Annotated in this window: 18 protein-coding genes and 2 pseudogenes; 6 read left to right on the top strand and 14 right to left on the bottom strand. The window is 45.6% G+C overall.

Going from position 1 to position 16504, the window contains the following annotated elements; translation table 11 throughout:
* Positions 1-251: 251 nt before the first annotated feature.
* The 5 genes from K7B04_RS10240 to K7B04_RS10220 form a co-directional block, all read right to left on the bottom strand.
* Complete coding sequence (locus K7B04_RS10240; protein ID WP_223803953.1) at positions 252-752, bottom strand: hypothetical protein; 501 nt, start codon at positions 750-752, stop codon at positions 252-254.
* Positions 753-1991, bottom strand: a complete 1239-nt coding sequence (locus tag K7B04_RS10235) for an AAA family ATPase (RefSeq protein WP_223803952.1) — start codon at positions 1989-1991, stop codon at positions 753-755.
* Positions 1992-2150: 159 nt separating this feature from the next.
* Entirely contained in the window at positions 2151-3623 is a 1473-nt protein-coding gene (locus K7B04_RS10230; protein WP_223803951.1) for a hypothetical protein, read from the bottom strand.
* A gap of 660 nt (positions 3624-4283) precedes the next feature.
* Positions 4284-5504, bottom strand: a complete 1221-nt coding sequence (locus K7B04_RS10225; protein WP_223803950.1) for a hypothetical protein — start codon at positions 5502-5504, stop codon at positions 4284-4286.
* A 176-nt stretch (positions 5505-5680) separates the two neighbouring features.
* Complete coding sequence (locus K7B04_RS10220) at positions 5681-5866, bottom strand: AlpA family transcriptional regulator (protein ID WP_223803949.1); 186 nt, start codon at positions 5864-5866, stop codon at positions 5681-5683.
* A gap of 260 nt (positions 5867-6126) precedes the next feature.
* Between K7B04_RS10220 and K7B04_RS10215 the strand changes: the two genes are divergently transcribed.
* Positions 6127-6627, top strand: a complete 501-nt coding sequence (locus K7B04_RS10215) for a hypothetical protein (protein ID WP_223803948.1) — start codon at positions 6127-6129, stop codon at positions 6625-6627.
* 1 nt (position 6628) lies between these two features.
* Here the strand turns inward: K7B04_RS10215 and K7B04_RS10210 are convergent, their stop codons facing one another.
* The 5 genes from K7B04_RS10210 to K7B04_RS10190 all read right to left on the bottom strand — a co-directional run bounded on the left by K7B04_RS10210 (position 6629) and on the right by K7B04_RS10190 (position 9671).
* On the bottom strand, positions 6629-7558 hold the full coding sequence (locus tag K7B04_RS10210; RefSeq protein ID WP_223803947.1) for a site-specific integrase: 930 nt from the start codon (positions 7556-7558) through the stop codon (positions 6629-6631).
* Positions 7559-7604: 46 nt separating this feature from the next.
* Positions 7605-8057 (bottom strand): DNA repair protein RadC, encoded by a 453-nt coding sequence (gene radC, locus K7B04_RS10205; RefSeq protein WP_134935136.1) that lies wholly within the window; start codon positions 8055-8057, stop codon positions 7605-7607.
* A 1-nt stretch (position 8058) separates the two neighbouring features.
* Positions 8059-8520: a hypothetical protein gene (locus K7B04_RS10200; RefSeq protein WP_181684308.1), complete on the bottom strand. Its 462-nt coding sequence runs from the start codon at positions 8518-8520 to the stop codon at positions 8059-8061.
* Positions 8521-8639: 119 nt separating this feature from the next.
* Positions 8640-9032 (bottom strand): DUF2787 family protein, encoded by a 393-nt coding sequence (locus tag K7B04_RS10195; RefSeq protein ID WP_223803945.1) that lies wholly within the window; start codon positions 9030-9032, stop codon positions 8640-8642.
* Positions 9033-9296: 264 nt separating this feature from the next.
* Positions 9297-9671, bottom strand: a complete 375-nt coding sequence (locus tag K7B04_RS10190) for a helix-turn-helix transcriptional regulator (RefSeq protein WP_039695432.1) — start codon at positions 9669-9671, stop codon at positions 9297-9299.
* Positions 9672-9860: 189 nt separating this feature from the next.
* Between K7B04_RS10190 and K7B04_RS10185 the strand changes: the two genes are divergently transcribed.
* From K7B04_RS10185 to K7B04_RS10170, 4 genes are all read left to right on the top strand, one after another.
* The gene (locus K7B04_RS10185; protein ID WP_223803944.1) at positions 9861-10388 is read left to right on the top strand and encodes a hypothetical protein; all 528 of its coding nucleotides are present in this window, start codon (positions 9861-9863) and stop codon (positions 10386-10388) included.
* A gap of 14 nt (positions 10389-10402) precedes the next feature.
* Positions 10403-10762 carry an acyl-CoA dehydrogenase gene (locus K7B04_RS10180; RefSeq protein ID WP_114443939.1) on the top strand — a complete coding sequence of 120 codons (360 nt, stop codon included), beginning with the start codon at positions 10403-10405 and terminating at the stop codon, positions 10760-10762.
* A 30-nt stretch (positions 10763-10792) separates the two neighbouring features.
* Positions 10793-11182, top strand: coding sequence for a hypothetical protein (locus K7B04_RS10175; RefSeq protein WP_114443940.1), 390 nt, complete (start codon positions 10793-10795; stop codon positions 11180-11182).
* Between the two features lie 67 nt (positions 11183-11249).
* Positions 11250-11462: a hypothetical protein gene (locus tag K7B04_RS10170; protein ID WP_114443941.1), complete on the top strand. Its 213-nt coding sequence runs from the start codon at positions 11250-11252 to the stop codon at positions 11460-11462.
* 352 nt (positions 11463-11814) lie between these two features.
* On the opposite strand, the pseudogene K7B04_RS10165 reads toward K7B04_RS10170, so the two are convergent.
* Positions 11815-11946: pseudogene (locus tag K7B04_RS10165) on the bottom strand (IS3 family transposase); the annotation flags it as partial.
* 126 nt (positions 11947-12072) lie between these two features.
* Here K7B04_RS10165 and K7B04_RS10160 point away from each other — a divergent pair.
* The gene (locus tag K7B04_RS10160; protein ID WP_100662795.1) at positions 12073-13215 is read left to right on the top strand and encodes a hypothetical protein; all 1143 of its coding nucleotides are present in this window, start codon (positions 12073-12075) and stop codon (positions 13213-13215) included.
* A 115-nt stretch (positions 13216-13330) separates the two neighbouring features.
* On the opposite strand, the gene K7B04_RS10155 is transcribed toward K7B04_RS10160, so the two are convergent.
* The 3 genes and pseudogenes from K7B04_RS10155 to K7B04_RS10145 form a co-directional block, all read right to left on the bottom strand.
* Entirely contained in the window at positions 13331-14191 is an 861-nt protein-coding gene (locus K7B04_RS10155; protein WP_111768996.1) for a hypothetical protein, read from the bottom strand.
* Positions 14188-15927, bottom strand: coding sequence for a caspase family protein (locus K7B04_RS10150; protein ID WP_114443943.1), 1740 nt, complete (start codon positions 15925-15927; stop codon positions 14188-14190). The genes K7B04_RS10155 and K7B04_RS10150 overlap by 4 nt, the downstream gene beginning before the upstream one ends.
* 177 nt (positions 15928-16104) lie before the next feature.
* Positions 16105-16500 (bottom strand): annotated as a pseudogene (locus K7B04_RS10145) (tyrosine-type recombinase/integrase); the annotation flags it as partial.
* Positions 16501-16504: the final 4 nt, after the last annotated feature.

Below are 16504 nucleotides of genomic sequence, written 5' to 3'. Positions count from 1 at the left end.
TCCGGTAATATGTCTGTTAAGCGCGGAGTGGCAGCGCTTCGATCACATCGTTTTCGCAACGCCCCCATGTTGAGATACACCTGACGCATATATTGCTGGGTTTCACGAGATACGTGACGTGTAGCATGGCGGGGCTTATTGAAGTGCGATAACGCTTTGTGGATCAATTGCTCTTCTGTCATGATCTTGACGTCACGAACACGCTTACCCACGGACAGATACCCGGGGCGTCCATATATGGTTTACTGAATTCAGCCCCGTTCCCCTCTCGGTAGCTTAATAGTCCCCTGCAGATCTAGGCGAAAGCCATATTCATCAAAGAAGCGCCGCTTGGTTTCTTGGTCAATCTCGATAAATGCTGGGTAGCGTTTATTGCAGCCAAAGGCTTTCTTGTGTTTGTATGCGCTGAGATTGTGATGTTGCTGCAGAAAAAGAATGGTGGATCTCAGCTGTTCTGTTGCATCACTTCGCCAGTTGGTCCGTTGCTCTTTCAACTCCACCAGATACAGCAGATTATTCGTGGTCAGCATGCCGTCACAGCGCCCGCGACCGGGTTGATCACCGTCCTGCAGCACGCACTTATCAATCGCTGTGAAGATAACCTCGAGCTGTGCCCGGTTCTCAACGGTCGCCACCCAGCCTTGCGCGTTATCAGTATCCACATAGGCGGGTGTGCTGTCTTGGTTGTCACAGATGCCAAAGGTTTCCTGCGTAAAAGGACCGCTCCGGCAGGCTGCCTTAAAAAAATCCATTTAAAGCTCCTCTTCCAGCTCCAGAAGCTGATCAAATATGGTATTACCCATCCGCAGCCAGTCATTCAGCAGATTTTTATCCGAAGGAATGCCCTCATAAGTTGTCAGCCGGATAACGCTGCCATCCTGATCGCTGCACTGGTAGATTGCTACTTCGTCCGGGTCCAGTAATGCCGTTTCCGGGATCAGGGCATTGAGGCGGGGTAATAACGCCTTCTGCTTACTCTCAATGATACGCTGCTGCAAATGTTTCCCCTGAACCGCCAGCGAGAGGTAGCTGACAATATAGGGACTGTGGGTGGTTAGCACCAGGCGATTGGCTTTACCCTGCCGGTTAAACGCCAGCAGGCTTTTCAACATTTCCCATTGTGAGGAGGGGAACAGATTCTGTTCCGGTTCTTCCACAATATTAATAAAGGCGCTTTTGTTAAACCGGCGCGAAAGAGCTGAGACAGCCACCCGTTTCTGCTCCTGAGTCAGGCTATTATTATCAAAAATACTCGTGAACTCCTGCGCGAAACGCTCTCTCTCATCGGCGCTCATTGGCTTATCCTGACTCTGGTCCTGCACGGCATTCGCCAGATGCAGGCTAACCATGTACAACGGTACAAGAGACTGGAATCCGCTAGAGGCATCTGTCAGACGCAGCCGATGGCCCGGGCCTTTCAGATTAACGATATCATTGAGTTTGTCATTTTCGATCTCAGTATCATTAATCGGTAGTTTTACGGTTTTGGGCAGGTACTGTTTTGCCAGTTCGAAAGCCGACAAAAACTCCTTTAGCGACTCAGAGGAGAGTTTCAGTTCACTGGGGTTACGCACATACGAGATAAAATTACGTTCGGCAGGGACATACATCACCTGCGGCAGCGCATACTGCTGACCAGGCAGCTCAGTAATACTTAACTGGTTCGCGCTATAACGGATTGCCCAGGCTTCACCTTCGTACTCAATCACCGGCTCTCCGCGCTTATCCAGATCCTGATAATTTTCCAAGCGGTGATAACTGAGAAACATGTTTTTGAAACGCCCTTTTCGCTCAAACCATTTCTTCGGGTGATCGCCACGAACCAGCGCTTTTTCAATCCAGCAAAAAGTGGAAAACAGTTTAGCGAGGGTACTCTTACCCGCGCCCTGGTTGCCAATAAACACTGTTACAGATTTAAATTCGATCCAGCCGTCAGTGTCCGCCGGCCACGGCCCTACCGGCCCAAAGTTTTTAACGCGCATACGGATCATCTTTGTATCTCCTGTTGGGTGAATCGTTCGGTTCCGGTTGCCATTGTCGGAAACACTCACGCCAGCTCGCAGCTTTCATCTCATTCTAATATATAACATTCGTGATGTTTTTTGTTTATCCCTCGCAGGCCGTTCAGGTCGTGGTCATAGTGGTACCCCTTAATGCTTCTTCTCAATCAACAGGTATGGATGGGACCAGTCAGTGACCTCTTCATAAGAAACAAACCCATCGTGTTCCAGTGCGCAAACACTTTTATGGTTGGCAACATAATCGTATACAGCCTGACTTTCCAGCCCCTGTAACATGTGCGACAACAGCTTTCGGCGCATCACATCTGACTTCCTGCGTTTACGCGCTGCCACATCTTTATAGGTAATGTTAAACGGTTGCCCTACCGCGTTTGTAACGCATTTGCCATAACGGTTGGTCAATGCTGTGCCTTCGTAATGATCCAGCAGTAAAGCCAGATCCCGCCTCAAGGGTTTCAAAAGGTGCTTCCAGCGCTTAAGTACCCGTTCAGCCTCTTCCTGACCTAACTCACGGTTCAGCAAGCGTCGGGTACTGGATTTAAGCGATAGCGTAACGAACCCGGCGTTGAATACGCTGGAAAACCTGAATTGCTTCACCAGCTCCTCTGCGACACGTAACACCCGGCAGATATATTGAGTTTCCAGCATCTCCAGCGATTTGGCCGAAATGCCAATACTCAGCAGCTCATGTCGCAGTATCTCAAGCTGGCATCCCTTGATGTCATAGTTCACACCCCGTGCCAGACACGCCCACTTCATTTTAGACGGCAGACTTTGGAAGCCAGTGCCAACCTCAAAGGATCTCCCACCTATGTACGCAGTCTTATACGATTGCCTGTAAGAAACCGTTAATGGTGATTCCGTCACCAGATCCACACCTGTTTCAGCCAGTCGCGACAGGAAGTTGAAAATGAATATTTTGTTCTTCTTGGTGGGATACTCGTTATAGTAATCCAGCAATACATCCAGATTGATTTCAAGCGGCTCAAGGTTGTTCCAGACACTCACTACCAGCTCCCTGAAGGCAGCGTTAGGGATATCGCGTTTAGACTGCTGATGTTTAGCGTTCTGCCCACGGTCGATCGCAACGCCGATCAGATCATCAAATGAGTAGCTTTTACGCTTGGTGAAAATGTCAGTCAGATAATGGTAGCGATCCTGACGGCTAAGGTATGCCTCGCGGTCGTTGCCAAACAACTTACGCAGAAAACGTTGAGAAACAGCATATTCCCGGCAAGAGCTTTGAACATTGGAATACCCGGTTAGCTTGATAATTCCCGCGGTTGCCAGTGCCTCCATTGCACGATCATAGGCTGGCCCACTTTTCTTAAATACTCCGGGAAGTTTATCCCTACCCAGCTCAAACGGCACTGGCACAGAATAAGACCATTTTTTATTCGCCTTAATCTTTGCTTTTTTCCTGTTCTTACGACTACAGGTCGACACACATATAACATGCTGAAGAAATACTGCTATATTACGATAAAAGGGACGCCGCAGACTTGGCACACCATTATAAGGAATACTGAAAACAACTTCTTTGAAATACTCCAGTGTTGAACCTGTCACAAGAATATTGTTATGTGTAATGTATGGTTTCATAATTCACCTGTATATTGAGATCAAAGCACCATGCCCTGACCCCATTTATTTACAACTGAATTACTCAAATCATATGTGAACCCAACAAGGTTCAGATGCTGGGATAATGATCATAATATTGGAGGCTGGAGCCTCATGATAGCTGATACTGGATAATGGCTATAGTATGTAGTGACATATATACAGTAATATAGAGATAGAGTGTATACAGAGCATAATAGATACGTCTATATACCTTGTAGACGCAAATAGCGAATAAATATCAGCTTAGCCAGAATGGGATTAGCGGATATACAAAACGTTACCGGTTATTAAGCGGTGCAACTTCCTCCCAGTGATATTCAATAGCGGTTATAGGCGCATGTACACATTCTGGATTTCGAGCTTTTGATACCTCTAATTTGCTCAAAACCGCCGATCCTTGCAACTGTCAGAGTCAGAGAAAGCCATCCCCGGTTTTCCCCTACCATTGTACGAGGTGCGGATCTGACACTAAACAGCTGCGATAGTTAGCCGGTCTACCACGCCAAAACTTAGCAACGTTGGGCGGTATTGAGGGAAGAATTCAGCGACACAAGAGGCATGAGGAACCTTCTCACCGAGTATAAAAGCCAAAGATATGGCGGCCTAAAAGACCACCATCAATGGTTAATGCTTGAACTACCGTTTTGGATGTTCCTGTTCCTGACGTTTTTGACGCCGTGTTTTGCGCTTCCGCTTGCGTGTATCCTTAGCAAACTGGCTGATGGCTATCTCTTCCTTGGTAGCAAACTCTGGCTTTAATCCACCAATAGCCTGCCCCAACTTAGCCATGCAAACAGGCCAAAAAGACCAGACATCATGCTTGTTAAACAGCTCTACCTCATTAAGATACAGGAGTTTGGTGAACTTACGGGCCAGACGTCCCTTTGAATCACCATCGCTCAACGTATTTGTCCATGCTTTGATCCCATTCGTTTTAGGGCGGTCATTGGTAAAAACAGCGTTCATTAGTTCCCCCTCCAGTTTGCGCTTATACACCAACAGACGCTCAAAGGGATGTTCGAGCTTTGAGAGATCCGACAGCATCAGCGCTTTTTGCTTGCATCCTCGTTTACCGGGGCCAGTAGACTCAGGTTGTATACGCACTTCAACACGTAGAAACTGCGGATATTCTTCCTTATCAATTTCAAGGAAATACTCCCGTTTACGCCTCCCTTTTTCATTCACATATCCTGCGCGCTCAGGGAATGCAATCCGCTTAAAGTGCGCAACATCAATCTTGCCATAGATTAAAACTGAAAGTTTCGAGTCTAACGCCCCAAGGGATAACCCCGGCAACCCGTTATCATTATCGTAGTCTTTATATTTCGATGACTTTTTTAACCCCCAAAGATAGTCATTCAACTTGCACCCATAGATATCCAGAGCGATATCAAGACGGGTGACCCATGCTCGCGCAAGCAGGTGAGCAAAAGTTTCACCGAGACGGTCACTCAACCACTTAAGCAGTAGATCCATCCGTTTACCCGTCATGTGTTGGGGATGAAAGTGGATACTGAACCCACCAGTTCCTAGTGCTTTTGGCCCCCACATGAGATATGCCAGCATTGGTGCATCAGGTTCATTACGTGAAATGCACAAACCATACTTGTAAGGGTGACATGTCCCCGTTGCGTTCCGTGGAGATTTCTCCTGCACAACATAGTTTTTCCACTCCCGCCCCAGTAAAGACTGCAACTTCTGAACAAATTCAGTTTTCTCCTCATCACTGTGGAAGCGAGATACAATTGAAAGCCAGTCGATGCGCAGCTTCATCTCATGCCCCTCAAGGCTGTCACAAATCTTATCTGATGGACTAAATTCAACATTCTTCTTGTTAAGCAACTTGTTCTTTTTCATTGGTGTTCCGTATCAGGGACTAACCTGAGTGAGGAACAGAGAGCACCAGCCCATTTCAGCTATCAGTACACTGTGATGAATCGATTGGTTAGTTAAACCAGTGTCAGCATTGGCTGATATGTTCTCTGTTCATAGTTATACGTGCGTGAATAACGTGCTGTTAGACGTTCATGCACTTACTGAACACGCTGGCGGTCAGCCAGCCACTGGTTAATTTCATGTTCGTAGAAACCTACCGAACGGATACCTATGCGGACCTGCCGGGGGAATTCATTACGATGGAGCATTCTGTAGAGTGAAGCCCTGCTTATGGCGCAACGTTCAAGAACTTCCGGGACTTTGATGATACGAATTGTGGTCATAACACACCTGTTTTCAGTCGACATCACTTGATGCCGAAGGTGCTTTTACAACCTTGTAATGCGTTGATTTTTATAGATATAAATAATCAACAAACTGACAATCAGTATTTAATTTCAACAATACTGACTGTCAGGAACCAACTTGATTCCCAAACCAAATACTGACAGTCAGTTTTATGAAAAAAGACTGTACGTTCGTCTACGCACCAGATAATCTCAATGAAATACTGACCGTCAGTTAAGGTAAGGAGAACGTTTTTATGCCCAAAGTCGACAGGAGGACGTTATCCCTTGAAGCACTCGAAGCCCTGAGAGAGAAGGAGCGTGGTTACAAAAAAACCAGCAGGAAAAAGAGAGGATTGATTGAGGTTCCTGTCAGCAGGGAAATGCTGTCAATGATACAAAAAGTAAGTAAATCGCTGAGCCTGCCTGCGCCGTCATCATCAACGCATGGTCGACTGGAAACGATATCCCAGGTATTCGAGTATTTGCTTAAAAAAGAAACTGAGTCGGAGTTTTATAAAATAAAAAAGACTGCCCCTAAAAGGCTTTTTCGTCTGCACAAAACAGTCTGGAATCTGAAAAACATCAAGGAAATGAGTGAAGAGGAGATTGCCAGGTATATGACAGAATCGGGGCAATTAACCCCAAAGGCAGTTTTAACGGGGAGTAAAGAGCGAGTATGGTCTGAAAGGACTGTGCAACATCTTCTGGATAAACAGAAAGTATATGACAAGCTTCATAAGCTGAATGATGAGTAATTCACCAGCATCTAATCCGCTTGCTGGCACTGATTTTCATCACCTCACCACGGCAGTCATAGCGCGTAGTCGTGGATATGTCGCTGTGACCTGCCAATTGGCGGACGGTGTTGATATCCACGCCCTGCTCCAGTAAACGGGTGATGAAGGTGCGCCGCATATCATGCGGGGTGAAACGCGCTATGCCTGATGCTTGCTGTAACTCCACCAGAATCCCCGTTAACCCGGTCGTTGTCAGCGGCTGGCTGGCGACTTTCCCGTTGCGCTGGATACGCCTGAACAGTGCGCTGTCAACCTCGTCTGTGCTGACTTTCAGCCACGCACGGATGGCCTTTTCTACTGTATCCGCCACATGAATTTCGCGGTATTTGCGCCCCTTCCCTTGCCTGACTGTCAGGATGCCATTGTCATAGTCCCGGCGCTCAAGTTTGACCAGTTCCCCGGCCCGCAGCCCCGTTCCACAAAGCGTCAGCACAATGGCGGTATCACGACAGCGCCGTACATGCTGCGGATGCTGTTTAGCGGCCTGAATCAGCGCACGGATTTCCTGCCTGTCCAGCGCCCTTCCCTTCCGCTGGATATCGCCACTTACGCGCTTCACTGACCGGATACGTGCCAACGTTTCGGCATTGATACAATTGAGGTTAAAGGCCGTCTGCGCCACACTCCGGAGTGCTGACAGCGCCATGTTGACCGACGACACGGCGTAACCGTCATCCAGCAGTGCCGCACGCACTTTAGCAACGGCGGCGTAGTTAAGTTGTTCCCACGGATAGTCTGCTGCATCCGTACCGTGTTTAAGTATGCTGGCGCTACGGTTTAACAGGCTGATGATACCCCGCCGTCCCGAGGGGGCAAGACCGCCAATATACGCATCAAACACGGTGGTTTGCACCACCGGCACGACCTGACGTAACGCAGCCCTGCTCATGGGCGTAACCCTTGATAACGTACATTAAACCAGGTAACTTTCAGCATCACACTAGCCCCCGTTCAGCCATTGATACCGTTTCCGTCCCCGCCACGATAAAGTGATCAAGTAACCGCACATCCAGCATTTCCAGCAGCTCCTGAAGCTTTTTAGTCAACTTGATATCGCAGCGGCTGGGTTCAGGCTCGCCGCTGGGGTGGTTGTGAACAAGGATGACTGCGGCGGCGTTATGTTTCAGTACACGCTTGATAACTTCACGGGGGTGAACACTGACCGAGTTTAACGTCCCCCTGAAGAGGATTTCGCGGTGCAGCAGCTGATTCTGATTATCGAGCAGGATGATGCCAAACTCTTCATGTTCAAGCGGTGCCAGCTCAACCATCACGCACCGTCGAACATCATCAGGGGAGCAGAGTTGAACCCCACGCTGATAGTACCGGCTGATAATGTCACGAGCCTGGTCAAGGATACGGGTTTCACGCTGGGTAAATAGGGTCATGTCAGAACTCCCGTTCAATGAAGTAAATGGCGTCGGGAAACAGCTGGCGGCGGGTTACGCCAGTACGCAGGGAGAAAGCTTTACGGGGCATGGTGGTTCGCCCGTTACTGTCGAAGAAGCAGAGCGTTTCTTCGTCCATTTTGGTGATAAGGGACCAGTGAAACTGGTCGCTGAGCATAATCAGGCGGGAGTGGTCAGTGACGTCCAGAAACCTCTGCATTTCCCTGAAAAGCCGCCCGTCTGATAATCCCCGCTTCCCGGCAAAGGGTCTGGTGATTTGAACCGGGAACTGGCGGCCGTAGTGCCCTTTCTGCAACACCTGCGCTATCAGCCAGTCCAGACGGTCCTCTTCAATCCCTTCAGTCAGCCATTCATGCAAAGGCCAGCGCTGCTGATAAGCCTGAATAAGCCGGTTCATTAACGGGCGTCGTTTCACCCTGCCGTCATACAGCCAGCTCAGCATGTTAACCACGCAATAAGCACCGCAAAGACAGTCCAGTTCGCCCTGTTGAGACGCACGTATCCCTCTGTTATCAGTCACAGATAATTCCCCATAAGGTAGTGATGATTAGTGCGGCGGGATTAGCTTTCCCACAGGACAGTAATGGTGTAAGCGTTCATGGCGTGATACTGAATAAAGTTGGATTGCCAGAGTTCAAACAACTCCCTTCCGGCGTTAACAGGCAGGTCCCCCCTGTACGCCAGAAAGACATATTGCTGACTCCAGCTAATATCAATTTCCTTTTCCAGTTCGGGGTATACCGTCCCCATATAACCGAAGTCGGTGATGTAATCAAAATACCATTCATCATTGCGTGAAATAAGCCGTATTTCGACGGGATGATAACCGCCCTTTTCGGCGCTGTAAGTCAGATCTTTAAATAACAGACTAACAGCGGTAATTCTGGCTTTATGCGACGGTGGATTCCCCGCTTCATTTAATATGATATTTATTAATTCCTGATCGACGGGCATAGCTAGCCCTTCCTGATGGATAACACTCATCGTTTTTATTCCGAAAAATATGCATTTGAATTGATGATACAAACCAATAATTGACCATTGCCCATACTGACTGTTTAGACGATAGACGTCCTCCCATCAGAATGGGATAATAAAATGCTAAGTTGGCAATTAATTTGTATCAGCTACTGGACAATATGACACTATCCAGCAATGTTATTTTACCAGGGCCATGCTTTTAATGCAAATAATTTCACTCAGGAACTAATTTGGTTGTTATTTTATAAACTCATCTAAAAACATAATTAAGCTTTTTCTTTTAGTGTTATCGAGCTTATTCCAGACTTGCTCGAGACGTTGTTTTAATTCAACGTCAAGCCCAGTGGCATAGTTAATCGGGATATCAGAAACATTTAAATCCTCCATACAATCAATAAAGAACCAGCTGATTGGAGTTTTTAAAGCAACGGCAATTTTGACTAAATGAGCAATATTGATCTTATTCGTTCCGCGTTCATAGCGGGAAAGTTGTTGTTGAGAGATATCGATAGTCTCTGCAAGATCGGCAGCAGTTAGCCCTGCTTCTTTACGTCTGGCCTGAATACGCTGTCCTACCAGCTTATCAGCTGAATCTGCCATCAGTTTAACCATAATTTTATCTCCAGAACGTCCATAAGAGGAATTCTGGGGCTTTTTTACTCTTGCATGAACATCACTAATGGACATAAAATCAACTATTACATCATTTATAGACAAAATAGCTGCAACCGATTAGCTAAGCTGGATTGGAAGCCCACTCAGTTGAGCAGCAGAGCAAAGGTGGGCAAAAAGGAGAACATTGTGGCAACCACCATTACTGAGATAACGGATTGCTTTGAGTACTTTTTCAGCTCTCTTTACCTGCGAGAATTTGTCAAAACCCTGCGTCTGAACGAATGTAGCGAGCGGGAATTACTGCCTCTGGTACGTTGCTATTTGCTGGGTTGGTTTGCAGATAACGTCTCACCGGAAGTAAAAAGCAAGCTGCCAGGAACTGTATCCGGGCACGGTTACATTGATTTTGTCATTGCTGATGTAGCCGTCGAGTTTGCAGTACGTAAACCAACTGCGGCACGTTCCAATGTCTCCGCGACCGTCAACAGTACAGAAGTTAAGAAATTGATGAAGCACGACGGCAAAGCCCTGCTTGTACTGTTTGACTTCTCTGACACGCCCTATTCAGAAGAACAGATTGAGTCCTTTCGTAACTGGCCTTCACTTGGCCGGGGAAATCACCGCAAGTCCGCATTCAACGTCGTTTATTTCTTTGTGGAAAAACGCAGACCACTGGCACTGGTGAAAATCGCTAAAAACATCCGTATCACTTAACAGGGAATTAATTAATGAACAAAAAATTGTTGGTTTTATTAATGGTAACCATAGCACTTCCAGCCGCGGCAACGCAGTACGTAAAACCCGGAGCGGTTCTAACCCTGAATCCGGGAAAGGGTAATGCTGAGTTCAACATTAATGCCTCAACAGGGGATGGCTCGGGCGTATGCAATATGGAGGGTACGGCACAGCAAATAGCTGCCGGAGAAAGCCAGAAGCATCGATGGATATGGAATGACAATACCAGCCAATGTGTTGCAGTAATTAGTGAGCTGCATAACGGTAATGCCAGCATTATGACTCGTGGTTGCGAAGGATACTGCGGGGCTTCTGCGGCAGGCGCAATGGATGGTCTATTTAATAAGAAGTAAAAGTATCATTAATTTACGAAGGAGCTACAAATGAAAAGAACAATACTTCTGGTATTAATTGCTGCTGGTTTGCTGGCTGGCTGCGGCGAGAAAACACCAAAATGTAGTAGTGATAATGCAAAAAATCTGGTCGTGGATATTGCTCACAAACAGATTAAAAAACAATTTGAGCAACTCAGAAACTCTCAGTTGGAAGGCATGGTTCCCGGTAATACCGATAGCTTGATACTGAAGGTTATTAAGGTCAGAACAACGCACTATGACTCTTCTGTCGATACTTATCAGTGCGCAGCCAGTCTTCAAATGACCATGACAGATGAACAATCAAAACTGCCGAACACGACCGAACTACCAATAACCTATGATATACAGAAAACTGATAATAATGGTCAGTTCTATATAAACGTATCTGGTTTATAATCACCTTAGTTAACATCAGGGTTCCTTTTGGGTAAGTAATTGATGCTTTGTCCCAGAAGGAAACCCCATGAAAAAGATTATCACATTCACTATTATGGCTATTGCCGATTTATATTGGTTCGCTATACACCCGGCAACTTTATCAGAAAAAGGTCTTCCTGCTAACGCTCCTTTCATTATCAATTCTCATCGGCCAGGCACATGTATAGTCAGTACAATCGCAACAGCTGTCGACACTAAACAAGATTTAGCCGATGTAGTGTGCAAGGTACAATTGTAGTCGATTTTGTCGTCATTCTTCAGGCTTGGAAGATGTCACACTAGGGATGATCCCTGCTGAGCTGCCATTTTTGCATATACCGCAATACAGTTACGTTAAATTCTACTTCCATTTTTTTAACTCCCGGCGATGATTACGGTTTTGAGGGATTTCACCTAAGGAAAGACGATGAACATACGTTATCCGATACGGGAAACCGACGCCCGGACTATAAGAAATGAGACGAGCTGCAGACCGAGATCCACAAGCCTTGCTTCGGCTGGCCTTTCGTTCTGGGCAAATACGTTTCATCTGTCACTCTGTCACTTTCAGGTTCATTTTCAAACGGGGCGACAACTATGCTGACACTGAGCGATTCGTATAGACTGAGTTCGCGGATAGCGGTGGCCACGTCGATGCGTTCGGCAGGCGTTAGGGCTTTTTGGCGAAACTCAGGGGAGTACTATTTACGGGGCCTCTTGCTAGTTGATACGGACTTTGTCATGTTAGCTACTTCTGATTGAGAGCTTACTCACTTAGTCGCGTGTCCACTATTGTTGGGTAAGATCAGCCAACTTGAATGCACGTGATGATATAATCTATTTTTATCATTTATTTAGGTGCATTAAATATGACAATGATCGCAGGGTATCGCTTAAAGAACGGCGGTTTTCTTCAGGCAGACATTCTTCTTACCAGCTCCAAAAACACCCCGTTAAGCCCTTTTCAGATACCATCATTCAGCCCCTCTGTTGATAGTACTCCATTAATGACACACACAGTCGTTGGACTATGCCAAAAAATCCTTGTTGTGAACAAATACTTCGCCGTTGCTTTTGCCGGTAGCGTTAATGAAATAATCAAAGCAACATATCTAATCGATAAACTCCTTGCGGAGAAAATTAAATTAACAGGAAAACGTTTTATTGATACTCTAATTAAAAACCAGATCAATAAATTAGCATTAACTGCAATCGTGCTCAGCGTTGAGGATAATGAAATCAAGCTCACAAACTTCGGTGCTGAGCCAAGTATATCCAATAAATATTTTGAACTACATGTCGGTGGTTCAGGGGCAGAGCATGCTAAAAATTACTATAAGCAGTTTCCTATTGCTGTTTTCGATATACCAGAAGACGATATAGTTGTGCATGGTACATGTATGGCACTCCAGCAGTTTGCAAACCACCTGATTGAAGAATATGAAGATCAATTTGAGTCCGAAAGTATTATTGACCTGTTTGGTGGGGGATTCGAGCTTGTGTCATACTATAATGGCCAGTTCCAAAAGATATCTGATGTAGTTTACGCTTACGCAGAAGCTGAATTTAACGCTGATGGTACACTTCAGGTCGATCATCCAAAATTCTTACTCAGGTCTACCTATCAAGATAATCATCTAAAAATTAGAAGTGTGGAAATCTGCCAAGATGAGGAGGAGGATGAATATACAACTCGAAATGATCGGACCTTCACCATTTTTCCTGTAACTTGCTTCCAGAGCACTTTTGTTAAAGATGAATGTAAAGATATAAGCTTTGTGGGGGAATTTCTTTGCTTTATTATCAAAGTAAAAGGAGTACACGGTAGCTTTACAATCCCATTCATCAGAAAATACGATCAATTGGTTGGATTTCTAGCTAAGGCATTCATTGCATGTACAGAAAAAGACAATGTCGATTTCATTTATTCGGAAACATTCAAGCAGGAACTGGAAGAACGCGTTATTAACTATATGAAAATGGTTCGTCAGGAAATGAAACTGACGAAGTGAACAAACAGAGAGTTATACGTTTATATAATAGTCCGTAATAAGCGTCTTCTTCAGTCTAGAAGACGCCATTTTCTCTGGCCTTATCGTCCTGCTATCAACGATTGCGATTAGGATATTATAAAACACGTTTCAGCGCATTGACGACCCCTTGATGTGGGAGATAACCAACAATTCCGTGAGCATTGAAAGTATTATTATCGACCGTACCATCGTTAAAGATATCGCTAGCGAAATTTTTCTCATCCAACGGTTTACCTAGAGCAACGAAATCTGATGGATCATAGAAGTTTTCCCATCTTTCGACAAAAACAGGTTTACGACGCGGCGGGCCAAGTTTTGCTTTGAAAGCCTCTAAAGCAAGAGGTGAACCCATGGTGATAAGAAGTGGAATTTTAATACCTTCCCCTTTTTTTTCCATCTCTCGTAGTAATTTAAAAGCAATAACGGTACCGAGTGAGTGAGTAATTAAGACCTGTGGAGTCCTGAGCAAAAGAGGGCGTACAATGTCATCAACCGCTTTTGCAGCCCCTGGTGACGAAAGATAAGTATGCCCCTGTCTTATCAGTCGAAGCAGAAGATTACCTTTATCCGGAGCGAGTTTTTCAACCAAGCGAGCCAGCCCTACAAGCCGCCTTACGATAGCATTATCCATAGGTACAATGCCGCCTTCTGCAACAGCAATTTGGGCTTCGTCTATATTATTTTTAATGGCAAACTCGTTTAAAACAGTGCTGAGGAATTTCAGTTCATCGGCATTGCCCATATCAACTTCAATACTCCCTTCCCCCAATGCAACTGCTTGTTTTGTCTTGCCTGTTGTCCAGTTGGCAAGAATCTCGCCGTAATATGCCATTTCAATTGAGGAACTCCCTAGCAAGCCAGGTTGAACACTATGGAGAGATGCTGTCCATTTTTCGAGAAGCTCATTTTTAGTCGATGCTTCTTGCCCGATACCATGAATCATCAACACGTTCAATTGCTTACCTCCATATGGAATTTTTCAATCAACATTCTTCCTCCTGTTGCACTGAATGAAGTAAACGGTGAAGGTAGTAAAAATGTAGCAATATTACTTATTTCTTCCGCCACAGCTTTTTCTTGAGGTTCAGGTTCATCCATGAATACCCACCCCTGACGGAGCCAAGGCCATAGCCCAGCAACCACTCCCATTCTCTCATGAGTAGCTCCAGTAACCCAGCGTGGAAACATATCGTTCGCGTCAGATCGAGCTCGTGCCTTTACTGATGGAACTTTTACCAACGTCTCGTGAAGCCCTATTTTTTTAAATGAAAGGAGTCCCATAAAGGCCACGTCGAAAGGAATAGGTTGATTATGCTGGATATAAAAATAGGCCATACGGCGTATGCTATCCACATCTCCTGTATAATCGTACAAATAGCTTGAAATGGCGCCCAATGTTGGATTTGCGTGCTTATCTGAACGTAACTGCGCCGCTATATTGTCTACTTTATCAGCCGTAAGATTGCCTGCTTGAAGATTCTCTATCGTGGCAATAAACGAGCGCAAACGCCTAGTAGGTAAAGCCATTCCAGAAGTGCAAGCCCAACTGATGCCCCCACTGATATCACGACTTATCACCGTAGTGAGATCTGCATACACTACCGCCGATGCAAAAACAGCATCTTCAAACTCTACAAGGATTTGAACGGCATTTTCGGCAGCGACATCAACATAATACGTTGCTCCATCATCATCATTCGAGTATCTTTCGACTGAAGATGTACTCCATACTTTTTTGGGCACAGCACCACGTATAGCCAAATTGAATTTCGGCATATCAGGGTTTAGGTGCAGAAATAAGCTATCTAGGACATGCCGCTTAAATATTTTAGTGTTAACTCCAGAGATTCCAGCCTGTATATCTTCTTCATTTTTATCATGCAGTTGATATTTTGAACGCGGTTCTGGCCATTTTGGCAGAACTACATTACTAGCCCCTTTGTTACGAAGGAAATAAATTGCATGATCTCTGGGAAAACCGGGGGCGAAATCGGGAGAAAAATTCAAATCGTATATTTCGCTAATCTCCTTTAATCGTTCCGAAGAGAATGATGCAAGCGAGTCAGGAATCACACTATCCGGAATATACTTATCAAACGCTTCGTCCTTTAGACCACACAGACCTTCGAGCAAAACCGTAGAAAAAACGCATCGGGATGGGGCAATATTATCTCCTTTTAGCATGTACGCCTGCTGACCATCCACAACAGCATTGAAACGAGCAATAGCAGGGATAGAAACCTCATAAGGTCCTCGAGGAAGAACCGGATCACCGCAAATATCTGCTGTTTCAATATCTGAAGGTAGCGACCGGCACGCATCGCCAAAAATCGATAAGCTTTTTATTCCATGCCTGTAAAGCCGTGACTTTAGTGCTTCCACAGATATAGCACGCAGTTCTTGGTGCCAATCACTAGGAAGCCAAATGTTTTGTTCTGCACCGTCACGAAATCCATGCCCTGCAAAATGTAAAATAAAAAGTTCCACCTCGTCGTTTATTGGAAGCATTTTGAGAAGAATTTTTTTGATGCGATCTATTGTGACAGGTATGTTGTTTTCATCAGTAATAACCTCCGTCACAAATCCGGTATTCCTCGCCCAATCCCCCATTTCATTAGCAACTGTAATCGCTCCAGGCAAATATGAAAGCGGAGGTGCTTTCGAAACCCCAATGGTCAGACATAGCTTCACAATTATTCTCCTATTTCCAAGACTCTATGGGGCGGGCGCTACTTCATGCCCTATGATGGCCCAATGTACTTCCTAACAACGCCCAAACAGCCATGGTGAGTTCAGCGCTAAGGTTACTCTATCCGCATAATTCTTTTTACAATCAGAAAATTATAGTAATTCATCTACGTAATCCGCCTATACCTGCAGCCATGTCCGGCACTCAGTGTCATACATATACAAGTTAGAAATCCCCTCAACATCACCGCGCGTATGCCCCAATATAGCCTCAGCTACCTCGTTTGGACATTGCAAACGAGATAGCCCTATACGTACTGTACGGCGCAGTTCATGGGGCGTCCAATGAGGTATATCAAGCATTTGACCGCTTTCACGTAAACGCCATGAGTTTTCAGTTAGATACTTCTGCTAGATTGGCTTCTTCGTAGCCAGTGAAGGAAACAGATATTTGTCAGAGGTAAGGCATAAAACCTTTAGAAAGTCGATTACCTGATCCGATAGCTGAGCGTAGGGAGGGCTTGACTACTGTGTTGGTTTCTCGCAAATGAGCAAATGAATTGTCCCTTTTTCAAGAGCA

It is taken from the genome of Kluyvera sp. CRP (assembly GCF_019930565.1).
In the GTDB taxonomy this organism is placed as follows: domain Bacteria; phylum Pseudomonadota; class Gammaproteobacteria; order Enterobacterales; family Enterobacteriaceae; genus Kluyvera; species Kluyvera georgiana_A.
This window is presented reverse-complemented; position numbering and strand designations above follow the sequence as displayed.

Bases quoted from the DNA above. Each gene is read 5' to 3' on its own strand.
- K7B04_RS10240 (WP_223803953.1), bottom strand. From the start codon at position 752: ATGGATTTTTTTAAGGCAGCCTGCCGGAGCGGTCCTTTTACGCAGGAA.
- K7B04_RS10235 (WP_223803952.1), bottom strand. From the start codon at position 1,991: ATGATCCGTATGCGCGTTAAAAACTTTGGGCCGGTAGGGCCGTGGCCG.
- K7B04_RS10230 (WP_223803951.1), bottom strand. From the start codon at position 3,623: ATGAAACCATACATTACACATAACAATATTCTTGTGACAGGTTCAACA.
- K7B04_RS10225 (WP_223803950.1), bottom strand. From the start codon at position 5,504: ATGAAAAAGAACAAGTTGCTTAACAAGAAGAATGTTGAATTTAGTCCA.
- K7B04_RS10220 (WP_223803949.1), bottom strand. From the start codon at position 5,866: ATGACCACAATTCGTATCATCAAAGTCCCGGAAGTTCTTGAACGTTGC.
- K7B04_RS10215 (WP_223803948.1), top strand. From the start codon at position 6,127: ATGCCCAAAGTCGACAGGAGGACGTTATCCCTTGAAGCACTCGAAGCC.
- K7B04_RS10210 (WP_223803947.1), bottom strand. From the start codon at position 7,558: ATGAGCAGGGCTGCGTTACGTCAGGTCGTGCCGGTGGTGCAAACCACC.
- radC (WP_134935136.1), bottom strand. From the start codon at position 8,057: ATGACCCTATTTACCCAGCGTGAAACCCGTATCCTTGACCAGGCTCGT.
- K7B04_RS10200 (WP_181684308.1), bottom strand. From the start codon at position 8,520: ATGCTGAGCTGGCTGTATGACGGCAGGGTGAAACGACGCCCGTTAATG.
- K7B04_RS10195 (WP_223803945.1), bottom strand. From the start codon at position 9,032: ATGCCCGTCGATCAGGAATTAATAAATATCATATTAAATGAAGCGGGG.
- K7B04_RS10190 (WP_039695432.1), bottom strand. From the start codon at position 9,671: ATGGTTAAACTGATGGCAGATTCAGCTGATAAGCTGGTAGGACAGCGT.
- K7B04_RS10180 (WP_114443939.1), top strand. From the start codon at position 10,403: ATGAACAAAAAATTGTTGGTTTTATTAATGGTAACCATAGCACTTCCA.
- K7B04_RS10175 (WP_114443940.1), top strand. From the start codon at position 10,793: ATGAAAAGAACAATACTTCTGGTATTAATTGCTGCTGGTTTGCTGGCT.
- K7B04_RS10170 (WP_114443941.1), top strand. From the start codon at position 11,250: ATGAAAAAGATTATCACATTCACTATTATGGCTATTGCCGATTTATAT.
- K7B04_RS10160 (WP_100662795.1), top strand. From the start codon at position 12,073: ATGACAATGATCGCAGGGTATCGCTTAAAGAACGGCGGTTTTCTTCAG.